23 protein-coding genes are annotated in these 26,386 nt (G+C 70.6%); 13 read left to right on the forward strand and 10 right to left on the reverse strand.

All coding sequences use genetic code 11. The features are described 5' to 3' along the window. Positions 1-22 precede the first annotated feature (22 nt). Entirely contained in the window at positions 23-991 is a 969-nt protein-coding gene (locus tag C2L59_RS24220; RefSeq protein ID WP_103351801.1) for a YncE family protein, read from the forward strand. 40 nt (positions 992-1,031) lie between these two features. Further along, positions 1,032-1,907 (forward strand): LLM class F420-dependent oxidoreductase, encoded by an 876-nt coding sequence (locus C2L59_RS24225; protein ID WP_103351802.1) that lies wholly within the window; start codon positions 1,032-1,034, stop codon positions 1,905-1,907. Between the two features lie 37 nt (positions 1,908-1,944). On the opposite strand, the gene C2L59_RS24230 is transcribed toward C2L59_RS24225, so the two are convergent. Next, positions 1,945-2,313 carry a YrdB family protein gene (locus tag C2L59_RS24230; RefSeq protein WP_199199228.1) on the reverse strand — a complete coding sequence of 123 codons (369 nt, stop codon included), beginning with the start codon at positions 2,311-2,313 and terminating at the stop codon, positions 1,945-1,947. A 198-nt stretch (positions 2,314-2,511) separates the two neighbouring features. On the opposite strand from C2L59_RS24230, the gene C2L59_RS24235 reads away from it, so the two are divergent. The 11 genes from C2L59_RS24235 (at position 2,512) to C2L59_RS24285 (ending at position 14,395) form a co-directional block, all read left to right on the forward strand. Next, positions 2,512-3,744: a class I SAM-dependent methyltransferase gene (locus C2L59_RS24235; protein WP_103351804.1), complete on the forward strand. Its 1,233-nt coding sequence runs from the start codon at positions 2,512-2,514 to the stop codon at positions 3,742-3,744. A gap of 1 nt (position 3,745) precedes the next feature. Then, entirely contained in the window at positions 3,746-4,537 is a 792-nt protein-coding gene (locus tag C2L59_RS24240; RefSeq protein WP_103351805.1) for a glucose-1-phosphate cytidylyltransferase, read from the forward strand. Beyond that, a complete protein-coding gene (locus C2L59_RS24245) occupies positions 4,534-5,181 on the forward strand; it encodes a PIG-L deacetylase family protein (RefSeq protein ID WP_103351806.1) in 648 nt (215 codons plus the stop codon). The genes C2L59_RS24240 and C2L59_RS24245 overlap by 4 nt, the downstream gene beginning before the upstream one ends. 5 nt (positions 5,182-5,186) lie before the next feature. Then, on the forward strand, positions 5,187-6,206 hold the full coding sequence (locus C2L59_RS24250; protein WP_103351807.1) for an NAD(P)-dependent oxidoreductase: 1,020 nt from the start codon (positions 5,187-5,189) through the stop codon (positions 6,204-6,206). Then, entirely contained in the window at positions 6,206-7,486 is a 1,281-nt protein-coding gene (locus tag C2L59_RS24255) for a DUF4910 domain-containing protein (RefSeq protein ID WP_103351808.1), read from the forward strand. The genes C2L59_RS24250 and C2L59_RS24255 overlap by 1 nt, the downstream gene beginning before the upstream one ends. A 5-nt stretch (positions 7,487-7,491) precedes the next feature. After that, positions 7,492-8,817, forward strand: coding sequence for a hypothetical protein (locus tag C2L59_RS24260; protein ID WP_103351809.1), 1,326 nt, complete (start codon positions 7,492-7,494; stop codon positions 8,815-8,817). Positions 8,818-8,824: 7 nt separating this feature from the next. Continuing rightward, entirely contained in the window at positions 8,825-9,769 is a 945-nt protein-coding gene (locus C2L59_RS24265; protein ID WP_103351810.1) for a glycosyltransferase family 2 protein, read from the forward strand. Further along, positions 9,766-10,950: a polysaccharide pyruvyl transferase family protein gene (locus C2L59_RS24270; RefSeq protein ID WP_103351811.1), complete on the forward strand. Its 1,185-nt coding sequence runs from the start codon at positions 9,766-9,768 to the stop codon at positions 10,948-10,950. The genes C2L59_RS24265 and C2L59_RS24270 overlap by 4 nt, the downstream gene beginning before the upstream one ends. After that, the gene (locus tag C2L59_RS24275) at positions 10,947-11,495 is read left to right on the forward strand and encodes a dTDP-4-dehydrorhamnose 3,5-epimerase family protein (RefSeq protein WP_103351812.1); all 549 of its coding nucleotides are present in this window, start codon (positions 10,947-10,949) and stop codon (positions 11,493-11,495) included. Before C2L59_RS24270 ends, C2L59_RS24275 begins: the two co-directional genes overlap by 4 nt. A gap of 8 nt (positions 11,496-11,503) precedes the next feature. Further along, positions 11,504-12,820, forward strand: coding sequence for a glutamate-1-semialdehyde 2,1-aminomutase (locus C2L59_RS24280; protein ID WP_103351813.1), 1,317 nt, complete (start codon positions 11,504-11,506; stop codon positions 12,818-12,820). A 93-nt stretch (positions 12,821-12,913) separates the two neighbouring features. Beyond that, a complete protein-coding gene (locus tag C2L59_RS24285; protein ID WP_233223653.1) occupies positions 12,914-14,395 on the forward strand; it encodes a right-handed parallel beta-helix repeat-containing protein in 1,482 nt (493 codons plus the stop codon). Between the two features lie 202 nt (positions 14,396-14,597). Here the strand turns inward: C2L59_RS24285 and C2L59_RS24290 are convergent, their stop codons facing one another. From C2L59_RS24290 to asnB, 9 genes are all read right to left on the reverse strand, one after another. Beyond that, complete coding sequence (locus tag C2L59_RS24290; RefSeq protein WP_103351814.1) at positions 14,598-15,212, reverse strand: maleylpyruvate isomerase family mycothiol-dependent enzyme; 615 nt, start codon at positions 15,210-15,212, stop codon at positions 14,598-14,600. A 118-nt stretch (positions 15,213-15,330) separates the two neighbouring features. Further along, positions 15,331-15,978 (reverse strand): phosphatase PAP2 family protein, encoded by a 648-nt coding sequence (locus C2L59_RS24295; protein WP_103351815.1) that lies wholly within the window; start codon positions 15,976-15,978, stop codon positions 15,331-15,333. Next, a complete protein-coding gene (locus C2L59_RS24300) occupies positions 15,975-17,144 on the reverse strand; it encodes a glycosyltransferase family 4 protein (protein WP_103351816.1) in 1,170 nt (389 codons plus the stop codon). The genes C2L59_RS24295 and C2L59_RS24300 overlap by 4 nt, the downstream gene beginning before the upstream one ends. Then, positions 17,141-18,313, reverse strand: coding sequence for a hypothetical protein (locus C2L59_RS24305; RefSeq protein WP_103351893.1), 1,173 nt, complete (start codon positions 18,311-18,313; stop codon positions 17,141-17,143). The genes C2L59_RS24300 and C2L59_RS24305 overlap by 4 nt, the downstream gene beginning before the upstream one ends. 82 nt (positions 18,314-18,395) lie before the next feature. Continuing rightward, the gene (locus tag C2L59_RS24310; RefSeq protein ID WP_103351817.1) at positions 18,396-19,922 is read right to left on the reverse strand and encodes a right-handed parallel beta-helix repeat-containing protein; all 1,527 of its coding nucleotides are present in this window, start codon (positions 19,920-19,922) and stop codon (positions 18,396-18,398) included. Positions 19,923-19,931: 9 nt separating this feature from the next. Further along, positions 19,932-21,944 carry an alginate lyase family protein gene (locus C2L59_RS24315; protein WP_103351818.1) on the reverse strand — a complete coding sequence of 671 codons (2,013 nt, stop codon included), beginning with the start codon at positions 21,942-21,944 and terminating at the stop codon, positions 19,932-19,934. Continuing rightward, positions 21,941-22,288 carry a hypothetical protein gene (locus C2L59_RS24320; protein ID WP_103351819.1) on the reverse strand — a complete coding sequence of 116 codons (348 nt, stop codon included), beginning with the start codon at positions 22,286-22,288 and terminating at the stop codon, positions 21,941-21,943. The genes C2L59_RS24315 and C2L59_RS24320 overlap by 4 nt, the downstream gene beginning before the upstream one ends. Further along, on the reverse strand, positions 22,285-24,465 hold the full coding sequence (locus C2L59_RS24325) for a bi-domain-containing oxidoreductase (RefSeq protein WP_103351820.1): 2,181 nt from the start codon (positions 24,463-24,465) through the stop codon (positions 22,285-22,287). The genes C2L59_RS24320 and C2L59_RS24325 overlap by 4 nt, the downstream gene beginning before the upstream one ends. After that, positions 24,462-26,372: an asparagine synthase (glutamine-hydrolyzing) gene (gene asnB / locus C2L59_RS24330; protein WP_103351821.1), complete on the reverse strand. Its 1,911-nt coding sequence runs from the start codon at positions 26,370-26,372 to the stop codon at positions 24,462-24,464. The genes C2L59_RS24325 and asnB overlap by 4 nt, the downstream gene beginning before the upstream one ends. Between the last annotated feature and the right edge of the window lie 14 nt (positions 26,373-26,386).

A 26,386-nucleotide genomic window follows, 5' to 3' on the forward strand; every position in this document is an offset into this window, starting at 1 on the left:
TGATCAGGAGCGGAGGGCGCCGATGCCAGGCCGCCGGCTACCCCGGAGAACGCTGTTCGCGCTGGTCACGGCGGGCGCCGGGGCCCTCGTCCTGCCCGGCACCGCACGCGCCGCGGACGTCCGGTCGGTCGACGTCGGCGGGGCGCCGGCCCGGGTGGCGGTGAACCCGGTCACCGGCCTCGGGTACGTCACCGACGCCGAGGCCGGGACGCTGGCCGTGCTCGATCCGCGCAGCGCGTCGGTCGTCGACGTCGTCCACGTCGGCGGCGAGCCCGGCGATGTCGCGGTCGACGCGACGGCCGGCCGGATCTACGTCGCGAACCCGCCCGGGGGCACCGTGGTGGTGCTGGACGGCCGGACCCACGACCTGGTGAGCGTGGTCGGCGCGGGTGCCGGCGCGTCGGCGCTGGCGGTCGACGAGGAGGCCGACCGCGTCTACGCCGTCAGCGACGGCACCGGCACGCTCGCCGTGCTCGACGGCGTCAGCAGCACGCTGACCGCGCTCGTCCCGGGCCCGAAGCCGAGCCTCACCGGGATCGCCGTCGACCCGGGCCGCAAGCTGGCCTACTGCGCGAGCGCCACCACGAACTCCGTGGAGGTCTTCTCGATCGACTCGGGCAAGTTCGCCGCCTCGGCCGCGGTGGGGCGCAACCCGACCGCCGTCGCGGTGCACCACGCGAGCGGCACGGTCTACGTCGCGAACTCCGGCATTCACCACATGTCCATTGTGGACGCCGTGACGCACGCCGAGCGCAAGACCGTGTTGCTGCGCAGCGAATCCTCCGCCCTCGCCGTGCACCAGGGCACGAACACGGTGTACACCAACGGCGGCCAGAACGGGCTCACCCGCGTCGACGGCACCGCGGGCACGCTGAGCGGCGAGCTGTCGCTGGGCATCAACCCCGGCGACGTCGACGTCGACCAGCGCACGCGCGCGGTGTGGGTCACCGACCCGCTGCACGGCCGGGTGTTCGTCGTCCGCGACTTCTGACCGGGCAGCTGGGGCGGCTCCAGGTATACGGTCGGCAAGCATGAAACTCGGACTGCAGATCCCCGACTTCACCTGGCCCAACGGGGCGTCCGCACTGGGCGCCGACCTGGCCGCCGTCGTCCGCGCGGGCGACCAGGCGGGCTTCGACTCCATCGCCGTGATGGACCACTTCTTCCAGATCGGCGGCGTCGGCCCGGTCGAGAACGACATGCTCGAGGCGTACACCACCCTCGGCTTCATCGCGGCGCACACCGAGCGCGCCAAGCTGCTCACCGTCGTCACCGGCGTCCTCTACCGGCACCCCGGCCTGCTGGCCAAGGCGATCACGACGCTGGATGTGCTCTCCGGCGGTCGCGCGATCCTCGGCATCGGCGCGGGCTGGAACGAGGAGGAGTCCCGCGGGCTCGGGTTCCCGTTCCCCTCCGTGAGCGAGCGGTTCGAACTGCTGGAGGAGAACCTCCAGTACGTGCTGCAGATGTGGGCCGAGGGCGACGCGCCCTTCAAGAGCAAGCACTTCGACGCCGAACGGCTGCTGAACGTGCCCCAGGCGCTGCAGCAACCGCGGCCGCTGATCATGATCGGGGGCGGCGGCGAGAAGAAGACGCTGAAGCTTGTCGCGAAGTACGCCGACGCCTGCAACCTGTTCAACAGCCCGGACCTGGAGCGCAAACTCGACGTGCTGCGTCAGCACTGCGAGAACGAGGGCCGCGACTACGACTCGATCACCAAGACCGTCTACCACATCCTCGACGTCGGCGAGCACGGCGAGAAGGCCGGCGCCCTGGTCGCCGAACTGGAGCGGCTGAACGGCCTGGGCATCCAGGTGGCGCTGGGCATGGTCCCGAACGTCCACGACCCGGCGATCCTCGAGAAGTTCGCCACCGACGTCATCCCGGCCGCCGAGGCCCTGGGCTGAGCGCCCGTCCTCCCCGCCGCGGGCGGGGAGGACAGCGTCAGCCGTCCTTCGCCACCACCCGGGTCAGCGCCGCTACGCCGATTCCCACGACGGCCAGCGCGATGCCCGCGACCAACCAGCCCACCAGCGCGAGCACCACGCCGGTCACCGCGAAGAGCGCGAACTCCAGCAGGAAGCGGGCCGGTTCCGGGAGCCGGCGACGCGCCCGCGGCGCGACGAACAGGCCCCAGAGCGCGGCGGCCGCCACCGGCAGCAGGACGGCGTCGACGATCGCCAGCGCCACGCCGCTGCCGAGCTGTGTGCCCGCCAGGGCCAGGCCGCCCAGCAGCGCCAGCTCGGTCAGGAAGCGGACCGTCAGCACCACGCCCGCGACCCCGCTCAGGCGAGGAGCCGGCTCCGAAGTCATCCGGCCAGCCTAAGACCGGGTCCACAGTGGACGTTACGGGTAGAGACGGGCACGGATCGTGATCCCCGCCACAGTTACTCCATCCAGGTTGCGGTTCCGAATCGGTCCACCGGCGGCTCACGCGTCGCTGTAACGACCTTCCGGCGCCGGTCGACGTGTCAGATGCATATCGCGACCGCGAGCCAAGGAGCCTGGTAGATGACCACATGTCGACTCTGCGGTTCGACAAACACGGCCGGCGTCGTCGACCTCGGCGCGACTCCCCCATGTGAGCGATTTCTGACGGCGGAGCAGCTCGACGAGCCGGAAGCCACCTTCCCGCTCCACCTGAAGGTCTGCACCGACTGCTGGCTGGCCCAGATCCCGCCGCTGATCGACCCGGACGACACCTTCACCGAGTACGCGTACTTCTCGTCCTTCTCGACGTCATGGGTCGAGCACGCGAAGTCCTTCGTCGACGGCGCCGTCCAGCGGCTGGGGCTCGGCGAGAAGTCGTTCGTCGTCGAGGTCGCCAGCAACGACGGCTACCTGCTCCAGCACGTCGTCGGCCACGGCATCCGGTGTCTCGGCGTCGAACCTTCGGTGAACGTCGGGCAGGCGGCGCGCGACGCCGGCGTGCCCACCCTGACGGCTTTCCTCTCCGAGGAAACCGGCCTGACGGTGCGCGAGGAGCACGGCCCCGCGGACCTGGTGGCCGCGAACAACGTCTACGCGCACATCCCCGACGTCCTCGGCTTCACCAAGGGCCTGCGGGCCCTGGTCGCCGACGACGGCTGGGTGTCCATCGAGGTCCAGCACCTGCTCACGCTGATCGAAAAGAACCAGTACGACACGATCTACCACGAGCACTTCCAGTACTACACGGTCGAATCCGCGCGCCGGGCCCTGGCGACCGGCGGCCTGACCGTGGTCGACGTCGAACTGCTGCCGACGCACGGCGGGTCGATCCGGCTGTGGGCGCGTCCGGCCGAGGTGGCCGGCGAACCCAGCGAGCGGATGACCGACGTGCTGGAGCGCGAAAAGGCCGCCGGGCTGCACGAGCTGTCCGGGTACACCGAGTTCGCCGAGCGGGTCACCCGCGTGCGGCTGGACCTGCTGAAGTTCCTCATCGAGGCGCGCAACGACGGCAAGACCGTCGTCGGCTACGGCGCCCCGGGCAAGGGCAACACCCTGCTCAACCACTGCGGCATCCGGACGGACCTGCTGCAGTACACGGTCGACCGCAATCCGTACAAGCACGGCCGGTTCACCCCGGGCACGCGCATCCCGGTGCTGCCCCCGGAACGGATCGAAGCGGACCGGCCCGACTACGTGCTCGTCCTCCCGTGGAACCTCCGGGAGGAACTGACCGGACAGCTCTCCTACATCGGGTCGTGGGGCGGCAAGCTCGTGTTCCCGATCCCCCACCTGGAAATCGTCGAGGTGCAGTGACGTGAAGGTCGTTCTCTTCTGCGGTGGCTACGGGATGCGGATGCGCAACGGCGCGGCCGACGACGTCCCGAAGCCGATGGCGATGGTCGGTCCGAGACCGCTCATCTGGCACGTGATGCGCTACTACGCGCATTTCGGCCACACCGAATTCATCCTGTGCCTCGGCTACGGCGCGGCGCACATCAAGAACTTCTTCCTGAACTACCAGGAAACCATCTCCAACGACTTCGTCCTCCGCAACGGCCAGGCGGAGCTGCTCTCCACCGACATCGCGGACTGGACGATCACCTTCGTGCAGACCGGCATCGAGTCGCCGATCGGCGAGCGGCTGCGCCGGGTGCGCCCGTACCTCGACGGCGACGAAATGTTCCTCGCGAACTACGCCGACGTCCTTTCCGACGTCCCGCTGCCCGACATGATCGAGCGGTTCTCGAACTCCGACTCGGGCGCGTCGATGATGGTCGTCCCGCCGCAGTCGTCGTTCCACTGCGTGGAAATGGACGCGGGCGGCAAGGTGGGCTCGATCACCGCGGTGAGCGAAATGCCGCTGTGGGAGAACGGCGGCTACTTCGTGCTGCGGCAGGAAGTGTTCGACCACATCCCGGAGAACGGCGACCTGGTCGCCGACGGCTGCGGTGAGCTCGCCAAGCGCGGCCGGCTGCTGGCCTACCCGTACCGCGGGTTCTGGAAGCCGACCGACACGGTCAAGGAGCGGGCGGCGCTGGACTACGCCTACAGCCACGGCGAACGGCCCTGGGCGCTCTGGGAGCGCACGGCCGCGAGCATCGCGTGATCGGGCTCCGGCCGGACCGGCTCACCGGTGTCGTCGCCCTCGGCGCGCACTGCGACGACATCGCGATCGGCGCCGGCGGCACGCTGCTGACGCTGTGCGAGTCCCGGCCGGGGCTGCGGGTCGACGCGCTGGTCCTGTCCGGCGGCGGCACGCCCCGCGAGGACGAGGAGCGGGCGGCGCTGGCGGCGTTCTGCCCGGGCGCGCAGCTCGACGTCACGGTGCTGAAGCTGCCGGACGGGCGCTTCCCGGCGCACTGGGAAGAGGCCAAGAACGCCCTGGAGGAGCTGCGGCGGCGGGCCGACCCGGACGTCATCCTGGCGCCGCGCACCGACGACGCCCACCAGGACCACCGCGGCCTGGCCAAGCTGGTCCCGACGGCGTTCCGCGACCACCTCGCGCTGGGCTACGAGATCGTCAAGTGGGACGGCGACCTCGGCCGCCCGTCGGCGTACCAGCCGCTGTCCGACGAGACCGCGGAGCGGAAGGTCCGGCTGCTGCAGGAGCACTACGCGTCGCAGCGGCACCGGCCCTGGTACGACCGCGAGGCGTTCCTCGGGCTGGCCCGGGTCCGCGGGATCGAAGCGGCCGCGAAGTACGCCGAAGCGTTTTTCGTCAAGAAACTCACTCTAGATCTGAAGGGCTGAATCCGATGCGGGTGTTGCTGACGGGGCACAAGGGCTACCTGGGGACGGTGATGGCCCCGGTGCTCGCCGCCGCCGGCCACGAAGTCGTCGGCCTGGACTCCGGGCTGTTCGAGAACTGCCTGCTCGGGCCCGCCCCCGCCGACCCGGCCGGGCACGTCGTCGACCTGCGGGACGTCACCGCGTCCCATGTCCAGGGCTTCGACGCGGTGATCCACCTGGCCGCGCTGTCGAACGACCCGCTGGGCTCGCTCGCGCCGGAGCTGACCTACGACATCAACCACCACGCGTCGGTGAAGCTCGCGAAGCTGGCGAAGGACGCCGGCGTGCAGCGGTACCTCTACGCGTCGACCTGCTCGGTGTACGGCGCGGGCGGCGACAACCTCGTCGACGAGGACGCCCCGCTGCGGCCGGTGACGCCATACGCAGAGTCGAAGGTGCGCGTCGAGGCCGACGTCCACGAGCTGGCCGACGACGACTTCACGCCGGTGTACATGCGCAACGCGACGGCGTTCGGCTACTCGCCGCGGCTGCGCGGCGACATCGTGCTGAACAACCTGACCGCGCACGCCCACCTGTCCGGCGAGGTGCTGGTCCTCTCCGACGGCACGCCGTGGCGGCCGCTGGTGCACGCCCAAGACATCGCGCGCGCGTTCACGGCGGCCCTGACGGCGCCGAAGGAGGCCGTGCACAACAAGGCGTTCAACATCGGCACCGAGGACAACAACGTCACCGTCGCCGAGATCGCCCAGGAGGTCGTCGAGGCCGTGCCGGGCTCGACGCTGAACATCACCGGCGAGGCCGGCGCCGACCCGCGCTCCTACCGGGTCGACTTCTCGCGCTTCCGGTCGGCGATCCCCGGCTTCGCCTGCGAGTGGTCGGTCAAGGACGGCGCCGTCGAGCTCATCGAGGCCTACCGCAAGTTCGGCCTCACCCGGGAGTCGTTCCAGCAGCTGTTCACCCGGCTCGCCTGGCTGAAGAGCGAGGGCGAAGCCGGCCGCGTCGACGACACCATGCGGCGGCGCTAGTGGCGGCCCCGCAGCTGCGGACCGGGGCGGAACTGCACGCCCTGGTCGAGCGGCTGTACCCGATCTGCCGCAGCATCACCGGCGACGGCGTGCGGCAGACCCTGGACATCATCGGCGAGCACATCTCGCTGGAGCGGCACGAAGTCCCGACCGGCACGGCGGTGCTGGACTGGACGATCCCGCAGGAGTGGAACATCCGGGACGCGTACGTCGCTTCTTCGGACGGCACGCGCGTGATCGACTTCCAGGAGTCGAACCTGCACGTCGTCGGGTACAGCGTCCCGGTGTCGCGACGGATGCCGCTGAGCGAGCTGCGGGAGCACCTGCACACGCTGCCGGACCAGCCGTCGTGGGTGCCCTACCGGACCAGCTACTACGCCCCGGCCTGGGGTTTCTGCCTCGCGCAGGAGAAGCTCGACGCGCTGCCCGACGGCGACTACGACGTCGTCATCGACTCGACACTGGCCGACGGTTCGCTCACCTACGCCGAGCACGTCGTCCCGGGGCGCGTCACCGACGAGGTCATCGTGTCCTGCCACGTGTGCCACCCCTCGCTGGCGAACGACAACCTCGCCGGCATCGCGGTGGCCGTCTCGCTGGCGCAGCAGCTGGCCCTGACCCAGCCGCACTACACGTACCGCTTCCTGTTCATGCCGGGGACGATCGGCTCGATCACGTGGCTGGCTCGCAACGCTTCCCGGATCGAGAAGGTGCGGCACGGGCTGGTGCTGGCGTGCGCGGGCGACCCGGGCTCGCTGACGTACAAGAAGTCCCGCCGCGACGACGCCGAGATCGACCGCGTGATGCAGCACGTGCTGCGCTCGCGCGAACACCGCGTCGTCGACTTCTCGCCGTACGGCTACGACGAGCGCCAGTTCTGCTCACCGGGCTTCAACCTCGGCGTCGGCTCCCTCACGCGCACGCCGTACGCGGGTTACCCCGAGTACCACACCTCGGCCGACAACCCGGGTTTCGTGTCGCCCGCGGCCATGGAGGACACGCTGGGTGCGTTGAAGGACGCGTTCGGCGTCCTGGACCGCAACCGCCGGTACGTCAACCTCAGCCCGTACGGCGAGCCGCAGCTCGGCAAGCGCGGGCTGTACGACTCGCTCGGCGGCCGCAGCGACGCCAAGCAGGCCCAGATGGCGATGCTGTGGGTGCTCAACCTCTCCGACGGTTCGCACTCGCTCTTGGACATCGCGGAGCGCGCCGGCCTGCCCTTCGACATCGTCGACGTCGCGGCCCGGGCGCTCCACGACGCCGGTCTGGTCAAGGAGTGAACGACGTGGCCAACCATCGCCGGGCACCGCGCTCGATCTTCTCCTCGGGCGCGGTCCGCGCGATGGCCGGACGGTTGAGCTGGGGCCTCGGCGACCAGGCGGTGTCCAGCCTGACCAACTTCGCCGTCGGCCTGTACGTGGCCCGCTCGCTCGGCACGTTCGCCTTCGGCATCTTCAGCCTCGCCTGGGTCACCTACGGCGTGGTGCTCAACGTCTCCCGCGGCCTCGCCACCGACCCGCTGATGGTGCGGTTCAGCGCCGTCCCGGAGGGCCGGTGGCGTTCGGGCGTGGCCAGCGCGTCGGGCACCGCGATCGCCGTGGGCTGCGTGACCGGCGTGATCAGCCTGGTCGCCGGGCTGGCCGCGGGCGGCCCGCTCGGCAACGCGTTCATCGCGCTCGCCATCGTGCTGCCCGGCCTGCTGCTGCAGGACGCCTGGCGGTTCGCGTTCTTCGCCCGCGGCCAGGGCAAGAAGGCGTTCCTCAACGACCTCGTGTGCGGCATCGCGCTGCTCCCGGCCCTGTTCATCGCCGGCCGGGTTGGCACGGTCGTCGCGTTCGTGCTCGCCTGGGGCATCGCGGCCGCGCTCGCCGCGGTCTACGGCTGGTTCCAGACCGGCATCCTCCCGCACCCGCGCGAGCTGGCCGGCTGGCTGCGTTCCCAGCGCGACCTGAGCGTCCGCTACCTCGTCGAGAACGTCAGCAACAGCGGCGCGTCCCAGCTGCGCGCGTACGGCCTCGGCGCCATCGCCGGCATCACCGCCGTCGGCGCGGTCCGCGGCGCCGAACAGCTCCTCGGCCCCTTCCTCGCCCTGCTGATGGGGTTGTCTCTGGTCACGGTGGCCGAGGGCGCGCGAGTGCTCCAGCGGGCACCGCACCGCCTGAAGCACTTCTGCATGATCCTCGGCGGCGGCCAGGCGGCCGCCGCCCTGTGCTGGGGCCTCGGCCTGCTCCTCCTGGTGCCCGACCACGCCGGCCGCTGGGTGATGGGCTCGGTGTGGGACTCCTCGTCCCCGCTGATCCTCCCGGTCACCCTGGCCGTGGTCGGCGCCAGCTTCGCCACGGGCGCGGCCGCCGGCCTGCGCGCGCTCGGCGCGGCCAAGCGGAGCCTGCGCTCCCAGCTGGTCGCGTCCCTGTTCTACGTCACCTTCGGCATCGCCGGCGCGTTCGCCGGCGGCGCCGCGGGATCCGCGTGGGGTGTCGCAACGGCCACCCTCAGCGGCTCCGTCGTCTGGTGGTTCCAGCTGCGGACCGGGTTGCGCGAGTACGTGCCACCGGGCGCCGACGAGCCCACCGTGGTGTTCGAGCCGATCAAAGAGCCGATCAAGGAATGAGGACTCCATGACCACCGTCCCGCGGCTGAGCCTCGGCCTCCCGGTGTACAACGGCGAGGAGTACCTCGCCGAGTCGCTGGACGCCCTGCTCGGCCAGACCTTCGAGGACTTCGAGCTGATCATCTCGGACAACGCCTCCACGGACGGCACCGACGAGATCTGCCGTCGCTACGCCGAGAAGGACTCGCGGATCCGCTACGTCCGCCAGCCGAAGAACATCGGCGCGACGCCGAACCACAACTTCGTGTTCGACGTGTCCCGCACCGAGCTCTTCAAGTGGGTGTCCCACGACGACCTGTACGCCCGCGACCTCCTCAAGCGCTGCATCGAGGCCCTCGACGAGCGCCCGGACATCATCCTCGCCCACTGCGACCAGGCGATCATCGACGGCGACGGCCGCATCGTCCAGCCGCTCGAGTACACCTTGGACACCGGCTCCCGGCACGCGCCGGACCGGTTCCGCAGCGTCCTGTTCGAGCCGGGCGGCGACGACTTCTACGGCGTCATCCGCGCCGACGTCCTCCGCCGCGTCAAGCCGCTCGACAGCTACCACCACGCCGACCGCACGTACTCGGCGGAGATGGCCCTCCACGGCCCGTTCTACCAGGTGCCCGAGCTGCTCTACTTCCGCCGCGACCACCCCGGCCGCGCGGAACGGGCCAACCCGACCATCCGGAGCCGGTGCGCGAATCTGGACCCGCGGCGCGCGAACCGGCTCCGGAATCCCACCGTCCGCCTGCTCGGCGAGTACGTCTACGGGTTCGCGGACCTGATCCGGCGCGCACCGATCTCGGCCGCCGACAAGCGCGAGTGCTTCGGCCACCTCGGCGCCTGGCTCACCAACCGCGCCCGCTCCGGCCACGGCGAGCGCGTCGAGGACCGCGCGCCGACCGCCTCCGACGTCGCCACGGTGAACGAGATCGTGGCCGGCCGGGAAGGCAGGTTGGCGTGAAGCGTGCGCCACGCGTCGGCGTGTTCGGGCTGCTCGGCTCGGGGAACCTCGGCAACGACGGTTCCCTCGAAGCCGTGCTCGGCTACCTGCGCGCCGAGTACCCTGACGCGGTGCTGGGCGCCCTGGTCGGCGGCCCGGAGCTCGTCCGCGAGCGGTACGGCCTCGACACGACGCCGCTGCACTGGAACCAGTCCGAGTACGAGACGGCGTCCGGCCTGCGCTCGGTCGCCCTCAAGGGCTTCGGCAAGCTGGTCGACATCGCGCGCACCGCGGCCTGGGTCCGCAAGCAGGACGTCGTCATCGTGCCCGGCATGGGTGTCCTCGAAGCGACGCTTCCGCTGCGTCCATGGGGTTTCCCGTATTCGCTCTTCCTCCTCTCCGCCACCGGGCGCCTCTTCGGCACCAAGGTGGCGCTCGTCTGCGTCGGCGCGAACCACATCAGCGCCCGGGCCACCCGGACCCTGGTCCGCTGGTCCGGCCGGCTCGCCGCCTACCGCTCCTATCGCGACGACATCTCCCGCGACGCCATGCGCGCCATGGGCGTCGACACGAGCGCCGACCAGGTCTACCCCGACCTTGCGTTCTCCCTCCCCACTCCGGCGGCCGACGGCAAGCCGGGCACCGTCGGCGTCGGCGTGATGGCCTACTACGGCGGCAACGACGACCGGGCCGGAGCCGACCGCATCTACCGCCACTACGTGGACACGATGAACCGTTTCGTCGCGTGGCTCGTTGACCAGGACAGACCCGTCCGGCTGTTCATCGGCGACCAGATCGACCGGCAGGTCGTCGACGAGATCATCGAGCAGACCGATTCCCCGCTGGTGACGGCGGCTTCGGCGGAGACCCTGGACGAGCTGATGCACGAGATGGCCGCGGTGGACAGCGTGGTGGCCACGCGCTACCACAACGTGCTCTGCGCCCTGAAGGTCGCGAAACCGACCGTGGCGATCGGCTACGCACCGAAGAACGACGTCCTCATGGCGGAGATGGGCCTCGACGGCTTCACCCAGCGCGCGAAGACCGTCAGCTTCGACCGGCTCGTCGAACAGTTCACCGAACTCGAGAACCGTTCGCCAGAACTTCGCCAAACGCTCCTGGAACGGAACCAGATGAACGCGCAACGCCTCAAGGACCAGTTCGCCGCCCTTTCGGCGGCCCTCTTCGGGGGTGGGCGATGAAGGCGATTCCGGTGCCCGAGATCGACGGCGCGTACCTGTTCGAACCCACTCCGCACGCGGACCAGCGCGGGTTCTTCAGCCGGACGTTCGACCGCGACGTCATCGCGTCGGCAGGCATCGACCCGGACGGCTTCGTCCAGGACAGCGTTTCCCGGTCCCGCAAAGGGGTCGTCCGTGGGATGCACCTGCGCGGCGGGGCCGGCGAAGCGAAGCTGGTGCGGTGTTCGCACGGCGCGGTCTTCGACGTCGTGGTGGATCTCCGACCGGATTCGCCGACGTTCCGAAATATCAAAACCTTCGAACTGTCGGGTGATACCCAGGTATCCGTGTACATCCCGGCGGGGTGTGCGCACGGATTCCAGTCACTCACTGATCCCTCTGACGTTTCGTACCGTATCGATCGGGCGCACGACCCTGCCGAAGACATTACGATTTCGTACAAAGACCCTGAATTGGACATTTCTTGGCCACTCTCGGTCACAATGGTCAGTGACCGGGACGAACGGGCACCGTCTCTGGAAGAGGCGTTGAAACCAACGAGGTGAGCCACGACATGGGAACGAACCTGCCCCGCTCCAGGCGGGCGGACGAGCGGCTGAACCGGGTCATCCCCGGCGGAGCGCACACCTACGCCAAGGGCTCGGACCAGTACCCGGAAGGGATGGCCCCGGTCATCTCCCACGGCCGCGGCGGCCACGTCTGGGACGTGGACGGCAACGAATACGTCGAGTACGGCGCGGGTCTGAGAGCCGTCAGCCTCGGCCACGCCCACCCGAGAGTCGTCGAAGCGGTGCGCGGCGAGCTGGAGAAGGGCAGCAACTTCATCCGCCCGTCGATCATCGAGGCCGACGCCGCCGAGCGGTTCCTGGAGAACGTGCCGACGGCCGAGATGGTGAAGTTCACCAAGAACGGCTCCGACGCCACGACCGCCGCGGTCCGGCTGGCCCGCGCCGCCACCGGCCGCAAGCTCGTCGCCAAGTGCGCCGACCACGCCTTCTTCTCCACCGACGACTGGTTCATCGGTACCACGCCGATGAACGCCGGCATCCCGGACGAGACGACGGAAGCGGTCGTGTCCTTCCCGTACGGCGACCTGCAGGCCGCGGAGGAGCTGCTGCAGCGCCACGACGGCGAGATCGCGTGCATGATCCTGGAAGCGGCCGCGGCGGTGGAACCGCCGCCGGGGTACCTGCAGGGCCTGCGCGAGCTCGCCACCCGGCACGGCGTCGTCCTGATCTTCGACGAGATGATCACCGGCTTCCGGTGGTCCGCCCAGGGCGCCCAGGGCCTCTACGGCGTCACGCCCGACCTCTCGACGTTTGGCAAGGCGCTCGGCAACGGCTTCGCGGTCTCGGCGCTGGCCGGCAAGCGAGAGCTGATGGAGCTGGGCGGCCTGCGCACCGACCGTGAGCGGGTGTTCCTGCTCTCGACCACGCACGGCGCCGAGACCCACTCCCTGGCCGCCGCGATGGCGGTGATGGACGTCTACCGCGACGAGGACGTGATCGGCCGCATGCACGCCCTCGGCGACCGGCTCGCCGCCGGCGTCCGCGAGGTGGCGGCCGGGATGGGCGTCGAGAACCACGTGGTGGTCCGCGGCCGGGCCAGCAACCTGGTCTTCGGCACGCTCGACGAGGAGCTCAAGCCGTCGCAGCCGTACCGGACGCTGTTCCTGCGGGAGCTGATCGGCGGCGGCGTGCTCGGACCGTCCTTCGTGGTCAGCGCCGCGCTCACCGAGGCGGACATCGACAAGACCATCGACGTCGTCGCGCAGGCCTGCACGGTCTACCGGAAGGCTCTCGACGCCAACGACCCGGCGCCGTGGATGGGCGGGCGCCCGGTGCAGCCCGTGTTCCGCAAACACGCCTGATTCCCGCACGGGCGGGTCGGATTCACCCGTTGGGTCCGATGAGGACACTTGAGGGTGACTGTTTTCCGGCCCGTTCGTGCGTAACTTCCTGCCATGGGCAGATCTCGTGTGGTAATGGTCGCTGCTTGTTCGCTCCTGATCGCCGTGGCGTGCCCCGTGCTCGCGCACGCCGCGGACGGACCCGGACCGGTGTGCGACCACCAGCCCACGGCGTACGAGGAACCGCCCCCGGGAGCCGTCTCCGTCGAGCCGGGTGTCGACAGCGACCTCTCGGCCAAGACCGCCGCCCGTCCGGCCGGCACGACATTCTGGCTCCGGCCGGGCACCCACACGCTCGGGAACGACGAGTACGGCCAGGTCGTCCCCAAGGACGGCGACGTCTACCTCGGCGCACCGGGCGCGATCCTCGACGGCCGCGGCGTCAACCGCGCGGCCTTCACCCAGCAGGCGAGCAAGGTCGAGATCCACGGCCTCACCATCCGTGGGTTCGCCGCGCTGCAGGACCAGGGCGTGGTCAACCACGACTCCGGCAACGGCTGGCTCATCGAGAACACCACCATCGAGGACAACGCCGGCGCGGGGCTGATGGCCGGCGCCGGCCAGGTCGTGCGGCACAGCTGCCTGCGCAACAACGGCCAGTACGGGCTCAACGCGTACCAGGCGGGCGACGGCATCACCGGGCTCGTGCTGGAGGGCAACGAGATCACCGGCAACAACACCGGCGACTGGGAAACCAAGGTGCCGGGCTGCGGGTGCAGCGGCGGCGCGAAGTTCTGGGCCGTGAACGGCGCCGACATCCACGGCAACTGGGTCCACGGCAACCACGGCGCCGGCCTGTGGGCCGACACGAACAACAACGACTTTCTCGTCGAGGACAACCTGTTCGAGAGCAACGACTCCGAGGCGCTGTTCTACGAGACCAGCTACAACCTGGTGCTGCGCGGCAACACCTTCCGCGGCAACAGCCTGGTGCAGGGCCGTACGTTCGCGGCGCGCGGCGACAACTTCCCGGTGGCGACGGTGTACCTCTCGGAATCGGGCGGCGAGCCGCGCGTGCCGGCCCGGACGTCGGCCGTCGACATCACCGGCAACACCTTCGAGAACAACTGGGCCGGGATCACGTTGTGGGAGAACGCCGACCGCTTCTGCAACAGCCCGGCGAACACCTCTTCGGGCTACTGCACCAAGACGGCGCCGAAGTCTTCGTGCGCCGCGGGCACCATCGAAAAGCACCCGGCGTACGACGACTGCCGCTGGAAGACGCAGCGGGTGGAGGTCCACGGGAACACCTTCCGGCTCGACGCGGGCAAGATCGGCTGCACGAGCCTGTGCGGCCGGATGGCGCTGCTGTCCAACTACGGGACGTTCCCGGACTGGTCGCCCTACAAGGGAACCGTGGTCGAGGAGGCCATCACCTTCGGGCAGGGCAACCGCTGGCACGACAACTCGTACACGGGGCCGTGGACCTTCGTCGTGCATGACACCTCCAAGACGGTCGACCCCGCGGGCTGGCAGGCAAAGCCCTACTCGCAGGACGAGTGCTCTTCGTTCACCGGCGGGACCGCCGGCTGCTGAATTCCACCTTGCACGACGGCTCCGACAATTTCCGGCGCAACCTCCCGCCGACAAGCCGTTTTCCATTGCGCCATAGGGTAAAAGTCGCGAGCGGAGGATTTCGGACACCGACCGGTTCACCCTTTCCAGCGATGGCGTTCGCACGGGTGTTCGGTACCGTCGGAGACATGACCGCTCCGACTTACCAGTGCCACCAGGCCCTTCAGGCCGCGGTGAAGCGCGCACTCGCCTCGCCGCGAAGACGTCCGGCGGGCAACCGCCGGTTCGAAAGGACAAGCAAGAGATCCTGCGCCGCCCCGGTCAATGGCGTGCCGGTGCCGTACGACCAGTCGAGATCGTCGGCGCGCAGCGCGATGCCGGCGAGATCGGCGCCGAAGTACTTGACCTGCTTCGGTTTCATCGCGGTGAAGATGGCCTCGAGACGTTCCGGCGGAACCCGCCGATCCAGCCGCAGGGCGGTCGTGATGTCCAGGCCGTGGATCACGTCGTGGCTGAGCGCGCCGACCGCGCCCCCGCCCGGTGGCCGCCACGGGTGGCCGGCGTTGTCCCGCAACGAGGCGATGAGCGCTTCGCGGGAGAGCTCGGCGGCGTCACGCCCGGCCACGCGGTCGGCCATGGCGTTGAAGCGGCCACCGGACTTGAGCAGTTCCCGCAGGAACCGCCCGGTGGAAAACCGGAACGGCATGGTCATGTGGGCGACCACCTCGGCCACCCGCCACCCGGCGCACAGGGTGGGCGAGTCCCAGCCGGATGGCGGAAGCTCGCCGAGGAGCACAGCGATTTCCCGCCGTTCGGCGGCGATCATGTCCTGGATCATGGGGGTCTCCTTCGGAGGTGGGTCTCCCGACCGACGAACGACCCGCGCGAGGATCGACACCTCTCGGAGGCCGACCCGGCCTCATGACCCGGTCGGCCGGGAATCGAACGTCCCTGCCTCAGAGCCGGTCCGCGACTCGATCCAGCAGCCACGCGGTCGCCGGCACCGCCGCCAACGCGGTGCAGAAACCCCCGACGGCATCCGTCGGGTAGTGGGCACCCAACGCCACCTCGGCCCACCCCATCGCCACCCCGGCGACCAGCGCCAACCCCGGCGCGAGCACCACCGCGGCCCCGCGCCCGAGCCCCAGCCGGTCGGTCAGCAGCAGCGCGACGACCAGCGCGAGCGCCGTGGCCATGGCCGTGTGGCCGCTCGGGTACGACAGGAACTCGCCGTGGATGGTGCGGCCGACGATCGGCTTGAGGACCGTCGTCACCGCCACCGTGACCACCACCCCGAGCACCGTCAGCACCGCCGTCCGCACCCGGTTGAGCAGGAAACAGATCCCGGCGAGGAGCGCCACCAGGATCACCGACCCCACCGGCTCGCCGCCGAAGTCGAAGACCAGCGCGAGGTAGCCCCACGGCGGCTGGACCCCGTCGACCGACGGCAGAATCGCCGCGTCGAGCCCGGTCAGGCCCGAGTCGTGGAAGTGGAGGATGCCGAGCGCCACGACGACCGCTGTCGCCAGCGCTGCCGACATCGCCAGCGGGGTGCGCAGCGCCGCCGGCAAGGCCGGGGGCGCCGTCCGGACGAGCTGCCTCACCCGGCGATCGCCGCCTCGTACCCGGCGATCAGCCGGTCCAGCCCGACCGCCGGGGTGAAGTCCTTCTCGTACCGGACCCTGGCCGCGTCGCCCATTTCGCGGTTCCGGTCGCCGGTCACCGCGCGCAGGCGCTCGGCCAGCGAGGCCGGGTCGTCCGGTGCGTGCAGGAGGCCGGTGACACCGTCGTCGACGAGCTCGGGGAACGCGCCGTGCGCCGCCGCCACCGTCGGCACTCCGGCCGCCATCGCCTCGACCACCACCAGGCCGAACGCCTCGAGCCAGGTCGACGGGGCGACCACCGCGACGGCGTCGGCGGTCAGCGCCCGGCACTCCGCCTTGTTCTGGAGGCCGACGTACGAGACGTCGGGACGCCCGGCCGCCCAGGCCGCGACCTCGTCCTGCATCGGACCGGTGCCGGCGATGACCAGCGGCACGCCCAGGGCGCCGCCGAGGCGGTCCCACGCCTGCATCAGCAGCCCGATCCCCTTTTCCTCGGTGATCCGGCCGAGGAACAGCACGTGCTTGCCGTCGCCGGTGCGGCGGACGCCGGGGTCGGTGACGAAGTTGTGCTTCACCGCCATCCGCTCGCCGGGCATCCCGGCCGACACCAGGAGGTCACGTTGAGCCGCCGAAATGCAGAAGAACCGGGAGATGCCCGTCCACCACCGGCGCCGGTTCGCGACCATGCTCGCCGCCATCGGGACCGTGGCCGCGGACGAACCGCGGTAGCAGCCGTGCTTCACCGCCGGCAGCGGTGAGCCGCCGACGCACTCGGTGCAGATGCGGCCGTCGCGGTGGAGCGTGCCGGGTGGGCAGACCATCGTGTAGTTGTGCAGCGTCGCGACCGCGGGCACGCCCGCGTCCGCGCACGCGGCGACCACCGACGGCGACAGCAGCGGGAACGTGTTGTGGATGTGCACGACGTCCGGGCGCGACGCGCGCAGGCGGCCGGCGAGCTCCTTCCGCACCGCCGGGTTCCACGGCACCATCAGCGGCACCGCCGCCTTGCGGGGCAGTGGCATCGCCCCGATGTCGTCGCTGCGACGTTCGAACAACGACACCTGGTGACCGCCCTCGGCGAGCAACGTCACCTCGGCGTCGACGACGTTGTTCTCCCCGCTCGGCTGCTCGGACCGGTACCGGTTGTGCACCACGAGCACCTTCACGCGCTTGTCCCCTTCGCCGGGATGAATGCTTGTTCGTCGGACTGCGGCACCCCGCGGACCAGCAGCGACGCGGCGACCGCCAGGTGCAGCAGGTACGGCGACGCGTCGCCGAGGCCGGCTTCGGTGTAGGAGGCCGAAATACAGTAGGTGATCAGGAAGATCGCGCACGCGCGAGCCAGCGACGGCGGCCGCAGCACGGCCACCACGACCAGCGTGAGGAGGAACCCGGCGACCAGCGCAATACCGACGAAGCCTTGTTCGTGGTAGATCGCGAGCCAGCTGTTGTCGATCGGGAGGCCGTCGTAGGACTTGTCCGTCAGCCCGACGCCGAAGATGTACTCCAACGGCGTCCGGGGGGCGTCCAGCAGCGCGTCCCACACCTTCGCACGACCGGTCAGGCTGGAGAAGTTGTCCGCGCTCTGCCCGCGGAGGAACCACGTCTGCAGCGCACCCGCGAGCACGATGCCGGCGACTCCGCCGACCCCGACCGTCCACGCGAACACCTTCCGCGCGCGGGCGCTGGTCAGCACCATCGACAGGAAGGCCACCGCCAGGCCGGCGATCAGGCCGAGCGTCGCCGTGCGCGTGTGCGTGAGCATCAGCAGGCCCACCACCGGCACCACGATCGCCAGCGCGCTGCGCCACGTCGTGCGGCGCCCGAACCAGAGGAGGAGCGTGAGCCCGGAGATGACGGCCGCGTACTGGCCGATCTGCGGCGGCGTGAGCGGCCAGATCGCGCCCGAAAGGCGACCGCCGTAGATGTCCGGCATGGCGTTGCCCGGCGAGATGGCCAAGCCGAGCGCCACCGACGCGAGCACGACCGCGTAGGTGCGGATGTGGTAGCGGACGAAGGCGAAACCACCGTCCCACCAGCGGGTAAGCAGCCAGAGCGTCGAGACGAACACCGTCAGCCGGAAGCACCGGAACAACGCGCCGGCGCCCTCCTGCAGGTCGGCGCTGGAGAGGATGCTCGACACCAGCAGGCCCGTCAACAGAAGGAGGTACGCGCTCGGCCGGATCCGCAGGTGCTTGTTCAGCACCAGCGCGATCACGAACGCCGTCATCAGCGAACCCATGGTCACCAGCTGGCTGACCGACCGCGGCAACGGGAGGACGGTCTTGGCGCCCGTCGAGCCGAGCGTGTTGAGGATCAGCAGGGCCCAGGCCAGGCCCGCCCACTTCGGCGTCGAGGAGGCGGGTTCGGGGGTGGCTTCGCCGCGGATGCCGGCCGTTCCGGTGCGCGTCGCCACGTCAGCCCCCGCCCTGCACGCTGTAGGTGCTGCCGGTGTCCTGCGAGTACGGCGCACCTTCCCATTCGCCGATCTCGAGGACGCGGTCGGCGGAGTAGGCGATGAACGTCCACGGGCCGGCGTAGCTGTTGTCGTGCCAACGGTTGTCCTGCTTGAACGTGATTGCTTCCTGCACATCGTCGCCCCGGTACGGCGACCAGTCCGGGTAGCTGCCGAAGTTGGACAGCAGGCCCATCCGGCCGCAGGAGGCCTGGCAGCCGACGACGGCCTGGTCGAGGACGAACTTGTTGTCGTGGATGTCGACGTGCTGAGTCTTCCAACGGCAGTCGGCCAGGAGCGCGCCGCTGGTGATCGCCGGGGCCGCGCACTGCTTGACGGCCGGCACCAGCCGGGTGCAGTCGCCGGAGGAGGTGTTGGCCGGGCTGTTGCAGAACCGGTCGGCGTTCTCCCACAGCGTGATCCCGGACCAGTTGTTCTCCAGGTAGTTGCGGGAGATTTCGATCTTGGCGGTGCGCGCCTTGATCCGCGGCTCGCCGCCGGACTCGGAGATGTAGACGGCCGACGTCGGGAAGTTGTCGCTCTTGTCGGCGTACCGGCGGCCGTCGACCCAGTTGTTCTTGCGGATCGTGTTGTCGCGGATGATCGCGTTGTAGCTGATCTCGTAGATGAGCGCGGCGCTATCGTTGTTCTCGATGAGGTTGCCCTCGATGAGGAAGTCGTTGTTGTTCGTGTCCGCCCACAGCCCGGTGCCGCGGTTGTCGTGCACCCAGTTGCCGCGCACGTCGGCACCGTTCACGTCCCAGAACTTGACCCCGCCGCTGCAGCCGCAGCCGTCGATCTTCGCTTCCCAGTCGCCGGTGTTGTTGCCGGCGATCTCGTTGCCCTCGACGACCAGCGCGGTGATCGGCGTGCCGCCGGAGTAGGCGTTCATGCCGTACTGGCCGTTGCGGCGCAGGCAGTTGCCGCGCACCTGCTGACGCGCGCCCGCCATCAGGCCGGCGCCGTCGTTGTCCTGGATGGTCGAGTGCTCGATCACCCAGCCGTCGCCGGAGTCGTGGTTGACGACGCCTTCGTCGTGCGGGGCGGCGAAGCCCTGCACGGTCACGTAGGTGATCTTGACGTTGACCGCGTGCCCGGTGAAGGCGTACTGATTGATCTTCCGGCCGTCGACGACCGCGCCGGGGGCGCCGATGTAGACGTCACCGTCCTTCGGGGACACCTGGTCGTACTTGTCGTCGCCGAGGATGTGCTTGCCCGGCTTGAGCCAGAAGGTCGTGCCGGCGTTGGCCGAGCGCGTCTTCACCGCCAGGTCGCCGGGCACCGCCGGGTCGATGACCACAGCTCCCGCCGGCGCCGCGGTGGGGCCGGCCGGTTCCTTGTCGCAGACCGCGGCCACCGACCCGCTGGGTGCGGAGGTGGCCCCGGCGGGGCCGGTGCCGGAGTCCGGCCCGCCGGAGCACGCCACAGCCGTGAGCAGGACGCCGAGCAGGGGCACGGCACGGCGGAGTCGGAAGCGGCGGGCTGTCACGGGCGGGTCCTAACTGAAGTGGAGCAGGGTGGTGAGCTGTCCGGGAGTCCCGGAGCCGACAAGGGTGGTCGAAGGCTCCTTGCGGCCGAACCCCGCGGAATACCAGCCGAGCGGCGGCTCGGTGTCTCCCCGGTGCACGGTCCACGAGAGCCCGGCCGGCAACTCCATGACGGCGGTGCGCACGGCGGTCCCGCCGAGTGACCCGGACACGCGGCCGACCAGCGGATCGGTCACCGCGGCGGCCTCCGAAGGTCCGGCGGGATCGGGATCGGCGACCCAGCGGAGCCGCGCGGTGGTCCCGTCGAGCATCACCGTCACCGCCGGGCCTAAGTGGAACGCCAGCCGCGCCGCGCCCGGGTCACCGTCGCCGAGGACCTCGTCCACGATGCTCAGCACGTCGCCGTCGAGCTCCACCGTGCGGCGGTGGAGCGCCGGTGCGTAGCCGTCGTGGGCCGCCGACCAGCGGGACGGGCCCGCGTCCGGCGTGTGCACGTCGAGCACCTTCGTCACCGCGTGCCGGGTCCACAGGAACGGGCCGCCCGAGACCGACTGGTCACGGTTGTCCAGCTCGAGTGTGTTGTGCCCGAGCGTCGACCGGAAGTACGAGCGCCACTGCGGCTCGCCGTGGTAGCAGAACGTGCCCGGGTCGGCGAGGATGTCCACCCCGTCGTGGCGGACCTCCAGCGACAACGCGTCCGCGTGCGCGTGCGCCGCGATCGACAGGAAGCCGTGGGGGCCGCCGTCGCAGCGGACCCACAGCCGGCCGGACCGCAGGATCGTCATCCCGGCGTCACGCAGGTGCGCCGGGCGGCGGCCGGGGCGACCGCCCGAAGCCCGCGGGGTCCGGGCAGCCAGGGACGCCAGCAGCGCCGTGCGGACGTCGTCGCCCGGCACCGGCGGCCACCAGTCCAGGCGTCCGAACAGGACTTCGCCCGTCGCCAGCAGGGACGCCCAGCGGTCGGTCGAGGTGCCGTCGACGATCAGGCCGAAGCCGTCGTCGGCGTCGCCCTGGCGGGGCGGGCGCAGCCGGTTGTCCACAATGGACGCCAGCGCGTCCGTCATCCGGAGCAGGACGTCCCACGTCGACTCCGGCACCGGTGTGCCCGCCGCGTCGGCCTCGACCGCCGCCGCCAGGCCGAGTTCCAACACCAGGCCGTGGTACTCGGACGCCAGTTCGGCGTTGAGCCCCGACGCGAAGGTGTTGCGTGCCAGCTGGACGTCCAGCGAGCGCATCGCCGCCGAGCGCCAGCCCGCCGACTCCGGGAACCAGCCGAACGCGCACGCCGCCGCGAGCAGCCCGGCGTCCTCCGCGATGACGTGGTTGTTCGCCGACGAGCCGTGGCTGCGTAGCGTCGCCAGCCAGTTCTGGTGGTGCCACAGCTGGAGCTGGAAGTCCGGGTTGTCCTCGAACAGCTCCGCGGCACCCGGCCAGCCGTCGAGCAGCCGGCGCGTCCAGACCCACGACAACAGCCGGATGCCCAGCTCGATGCCGCTCACCCAGTGCGGCCCCTGCAACGGCGGGTTCGCCGCCCACCACGACCGCAGGTGCTCGGCCACGCGGGAGGCGTACGCCGAAGTCCCGGTCAGCGCGTAGGCCGCCGCCAGCACGGTGAGGTGCTGGTGCCGCGACGGCTCCCAGATCTGCTTGATGTCACCGACCGTGTCCTCCGACCGGTACGGCACATCGAACGCGTAGACATCCGAAGGCGCGCGGCGCCCGGTCTTCGGGTCGAGGAACCAGTCCGGCGCTTCGAAGTCCGAACGGTCCACCCCGAAGTACTCGGCGCGGCCGGCCATCAGCTCATCGGCGGTGGCCACGAGCCGCGAACCAGCTTCGCCGGAAACCTTCCCCAGCACGCCGGCGGGCAGCGCCGAGGTGAAGCGCGGGTGCGACGGCCAGTCGGGCGGCGTGGGCAGCGAAGACCGCCACTGCCGCTGGACAACGGCATGCCGCGCACGCCCGACAACCTCAGCCGGCCCCATCCGCGACAGCCGGCGCAGGTACCAGCCGGGCCCCATCATGCGACGACCCCCGGCTCCGGCCGGACCGGCGCGCCCGCCAGGGCGACGCTCGGGCGGACGCCCGCCAAGGCGACGCTCCGGCGGACGCCCGCCAAGGCGCCTACCTCCCGCGGCACCGCCAGCCGTACCGGAGCGGCCGCGTCCCGCGGCACCGCCAGGCGGACCAGCGCGCCCGCCTCCCCCGGCACCGCCGGCCGAGCCGGCGCGGCGCCCGCCGAGGCGCCTACCACCCGCGGCACCGCCAGGCGGACCAGTGCGCCCGCCTCCCGCGACGCTGCCCGCCGGGCCGGCGCGGCGGCCGCCCAGGCATCCGCCTCCCCCGGCACCGCGTCCCGGCTCGTCATGCCGGGGCGCCCGTCTTCCGCGGCAGCTCGATGCGCACCGGCGCCGCGTTCGCGACGCTGCTTTGCGCGGCCAGCGTCGCCAGTGTCGTCGCCGCCAGGGACGCCAGGGGGATCGGCATCGGCGAGCCCGTCCGGACCGCCTCCAGGAACGCGTTGACCTCCGCCGCCTGGCCCTTGTCGCGGCCCTTCGGGAGGCGGGAGCTCGCCCACTTCTTGCGGGCGTACACCGATGCCCGGACGAAGTCGTCGAACTTCAGCACCTTGCCGTCCGCCGTGAGGTCCAAGGTCTCCTTCGGGAAGCCCGACGAGCCCGTCTCGGCGTACGTGATCACCGCCGTCGAGCCGTCCGGGTAGGTCAGGGTCACCTGGACGTCTCCTGTTGCGTACACCGAGACCGGGTCGGCGTCGAGGAGCCAGCTCACCGTGTCGATGAAGTGGCCGCCCTCGCCCGCGAAGCGGGAGCCCTCCGTGGCCGTCTGGTTGTACCAGCTGCCGTGGTCGAGGCGGCCCGCGTTGACCAGGTAGCGGACCGTCGCCGGGCCGACGCGCGGGCCGAACTGGTCGCGGGCCTCGTGCAGCAGCGGCGCGAAACGGCGGTTGAAGCCCACCTGGAGGCGGTCGTTGCCCGACTCCTCGATCGCGTCCAGGACCTTCTGCAGCTCTTCCGGAGACAGCGCCAGCGGCTTTTCGACGAACACCGCCTTGCCCGCCAGCAGCGCCTGGCGGGTCAGCTCCGCGTGGGAGCTGTGCCGCGTCACGACGAACACCGCGTCGATCGAGGAGTCGCCCAGAACGTTGTCGATGTCCGTCGACGCCGCCGCGAAGCCGAACTTGCGCCGTGCGTTGGCGCCCGACAGCGCCGACGTCGTCGCGACGTGCTCGAGCTTGACGTCGGGCCGATCGACCAGGTGCGGCAGCAGCATCGAGGACGCGTAGTTGCCCGCCCCGATGAAGCCCAGGCGGACGGCCTGGCCCGCCGGAAGGGCAGTGGCAGCCGAAGACGACGCCACCGCGACACGCGCCGACGTCACGACCGGCTCCGTCCGGGCGACCGCGTCCGGGTAGCGGAACAGCACCGCCACCGCCTTCAAAGCGCCCTCGTTCAGCGACTTGTACGTGTCGACGGCAGAAGAGAAGTCCGACACGTGCGTGATCAGCGGCTCGACATCCAGCCGGTCGCGCGCGATCAGGTCCAGCACGCACTCGAGGTTGCGGCGCTCGGTCCAGCGGACCTGGCCGATCGGGTAGTCACGGCCTTCGAGCTCGTACGACGGGTCGTAGCGGCCCGGGCCGTAGGACCGCGAGAACCGGACGTCCAGTTCCTTCTCGTAGTAGGCGTTCCACGGCAGGTCGAGCTTGCACTTGCCGATGTCGATCACGCGGCCGCGGTCGCGTGACAGCTTCGCGGCCAGCTCCACCGGGTCGTTCGTGTTGCCACCGGCGGCCAGGTACGTCTGGTCGACGCCCGCGCCGTGGGTCAGCTCGTCCACCGCCGTGTCCACGATGCCGGACGCCGGGTGCGCGCAGGTCAGCGCGCCGAGGCTCTCGGCCAGCTTGCAGCGCTCCGGGTCCGGGTCGACGCCGACCACGCGCACGCCGGACGACGCCAGCAGCTGCACGACCAGCTGGCCGATCAGGCCGAGCCCGATCACCAGGGCGACGTCGCCGATCTGCGGCTCGCCGCGGCGGACGCCCTGCATCGCGATCGACCCGACCGTGCCGAACGCCGCGTGCCGCGGGTCGACGCCGGCCGGCACCTTCGAGTACAGGTTCTTGGGCACCCAGTTGAGCTCCGAGTGCAGCGCGTGTTCGTTGCCCGCGCAGGCCACCAGGTCGCCGACCGCCACGTCGGTGATGCCGTCGCCGACCTGCTCCACGATGCCGCACAGCGAGTAGCCGAGCGGGGTGTAGGAGTCCAGTTTGGACGTCACCTTGCGGTAGGTCGCCGACAGCCCGTTGGTGGCGACGCTCTGCATCACCTTCGCCACCTGGTCGGGCCGCGCCTTCGCCTTGCCCACCAGGGACATGCTCGCCTCGGACACCTTCATCATCTCGGTGCCGGTCGAGATCAGCGAGTACACCGTCCGCACCAGCACACCACCGGGCTTGCAGGCCGGCTCGGGCACGTCGAGGAGCGCCAGTTCCCCGCTCTTGTAGTTCTGGACTACCTGCTTCACTTCGCTCCCGCTCCAGACATCGCGTTCCGGTACCAATACTCAAGAGTCAAGACGTGCCAGAGGTGCTTGCCGCGGTCCTCCTGGCCGGCGGCGTCCTCGGCGACCATGCGCTGCAACGCCTCACGCTGCAGGAGGCCGGACGTGACGAGCACGCCGTCGTTGACGACCTCGCGCACCAGCGGCGCCAGGTCGCGGCTCATCCAGGCCCGCAGCGGCGCGCTGAACAGGCCCTTCGGCCGGTGCACGATCTCGCTGGGCAGGATGTTCAGCGCCGCGTTCTTCAGCGCGACCTTGCCGGCGCGGCCGACGATCTTCTTGTTCCCCGGAACCTTGAACGCCGCCCGCACGACCTCGACGTCGACGAACGGCGTCCGGACCTCGGTGGACGCCGCCATCGTCGAACGGTCGGTGTAGGTCAGGTTCAGCCCGGGCAGGAACATCCGCGAGTCGGCCAGGCACATCCGGTTGACGAAGTCGTCCAGCGCCTGGTCGTTGTAGGTGTCGGCGTGCTCGGTCAACACGGAGTCGACGTCAGCGGCCAGATCCGGGTTGACCAGCGAGAGCAGCTCCGCGCGGTCGTACATCGTGTAGCTGCGCCGGAACGCCGTCTCCTCGGGCAGGCCCGCGAAGGACAGGAACCGCTTCGCGAACCGCACCGACCGGTACCCGCGCGTGGCCGACGCCACCGGCAGGCGGTCCACAATGGACTCGACCGGCCGCCGGACCGCGCTCGGCACCTTGTGGTAACGCAGCGCGATCAGGTTGGCGAGGTGCTTGCGGTACCCGGCGAACAGCTCGTCGGCGCCCATCCCGGACAGCATCACCTTGACGCCGGCCTCGCGCGCGGCCGAGCAGATCAGGAACGAGTTGATCGCCGCCGGGTCCCCGATCGGCTCGTCGAGGTGGTAGGTCATCTTCGGCAGCAGGTCGAGCACCTGCGGCGCGATCTCGATCTCGTGCAGGTCGACGCCGAACTTCTCGGCCACGATCCGGGCGTACTTGAGGTCGTCCGGCATGGCCTCGAACTTCGCGTCCTCGGCCCGGAAACCGATGGTGTAGGCGGAAATCCCCGGCTGCGACCGCGCAGCCAGCGCCGTCAGGTAGCTGGAGTCCAGCCCGCCGGAAAGGAACGTCGCCACCGGGACGTCGGAAAGCAGGTGCTTGGCCGTCGACTCGGCGATCACCTCGTGCAGGTCGATCTCGCCGTCGAACGCCGCGCCCTCTTCGGCGACCTCCCGCAGCGACCAGAACCGGCCGCGGTCGACCTGGCCGTCCGGGCGGCAGCGCAGCCACGTGCCCGGCTGCAGCTTCTCCGCGCCCTGGTAGGCGCACCGGCTGTCCGGCACCCAGTAGTAAAGCAGCGAGGCGATCAACGCCGCGTTGTCGACCTGCAGGGACCCGCCGAGCTCACCGGCGATCGCCTTCAGCTCGGAGGCGAACACGACCCCGCCACCGCGCTGCACGAAGAACAGCGGCTTGATGCCCAGCTGGTCGCGGACCAGGAACAGCTCCCCGGTGCCCTCCTCGAACAGCGCGAACGCGAACATCCCGCGCAGCTTCGGCAGGCAGTCCGTGCCCCAGCGCCGCCACGCCTGCAACAGCACCTCGGTGTCGGACGTCCCCCGGAAGCGGACGCCGGCGGATTCGAGCTCGGCCCGCAGCTCCGGCGCGTTGTACAGCTCGCCGTTGTAGCTCAGCGCGAGCCCGTCGAGGACCATCGGCTGGGCGCCGGTCTCGGACAGGTCGATGATCGACAGCCGCCGGTGGCCCAGGTGGACTTCGCCGGGGCCGGCCCGGTGCTCGTAGCGGCCGGAGCCGTCCGGGCCGCGGTGGGCCAGCGTCTTCGTCAGCCGGTCGGTGAGCGGCCCGCCGTCCGGCCAGAGGTAGGTGCCTGCGATGCCGCACATCTCGGGTGCGTTCC

It is taken from the genome of Amycolatopsis sp. CA-128772 (assembly GCF_002904295.1).
GTDB lineage: Bacteria > Actinomycetota > Actinomycetes > Mycobacteriales > Pseudonocardiaceae > Amycolatopsis.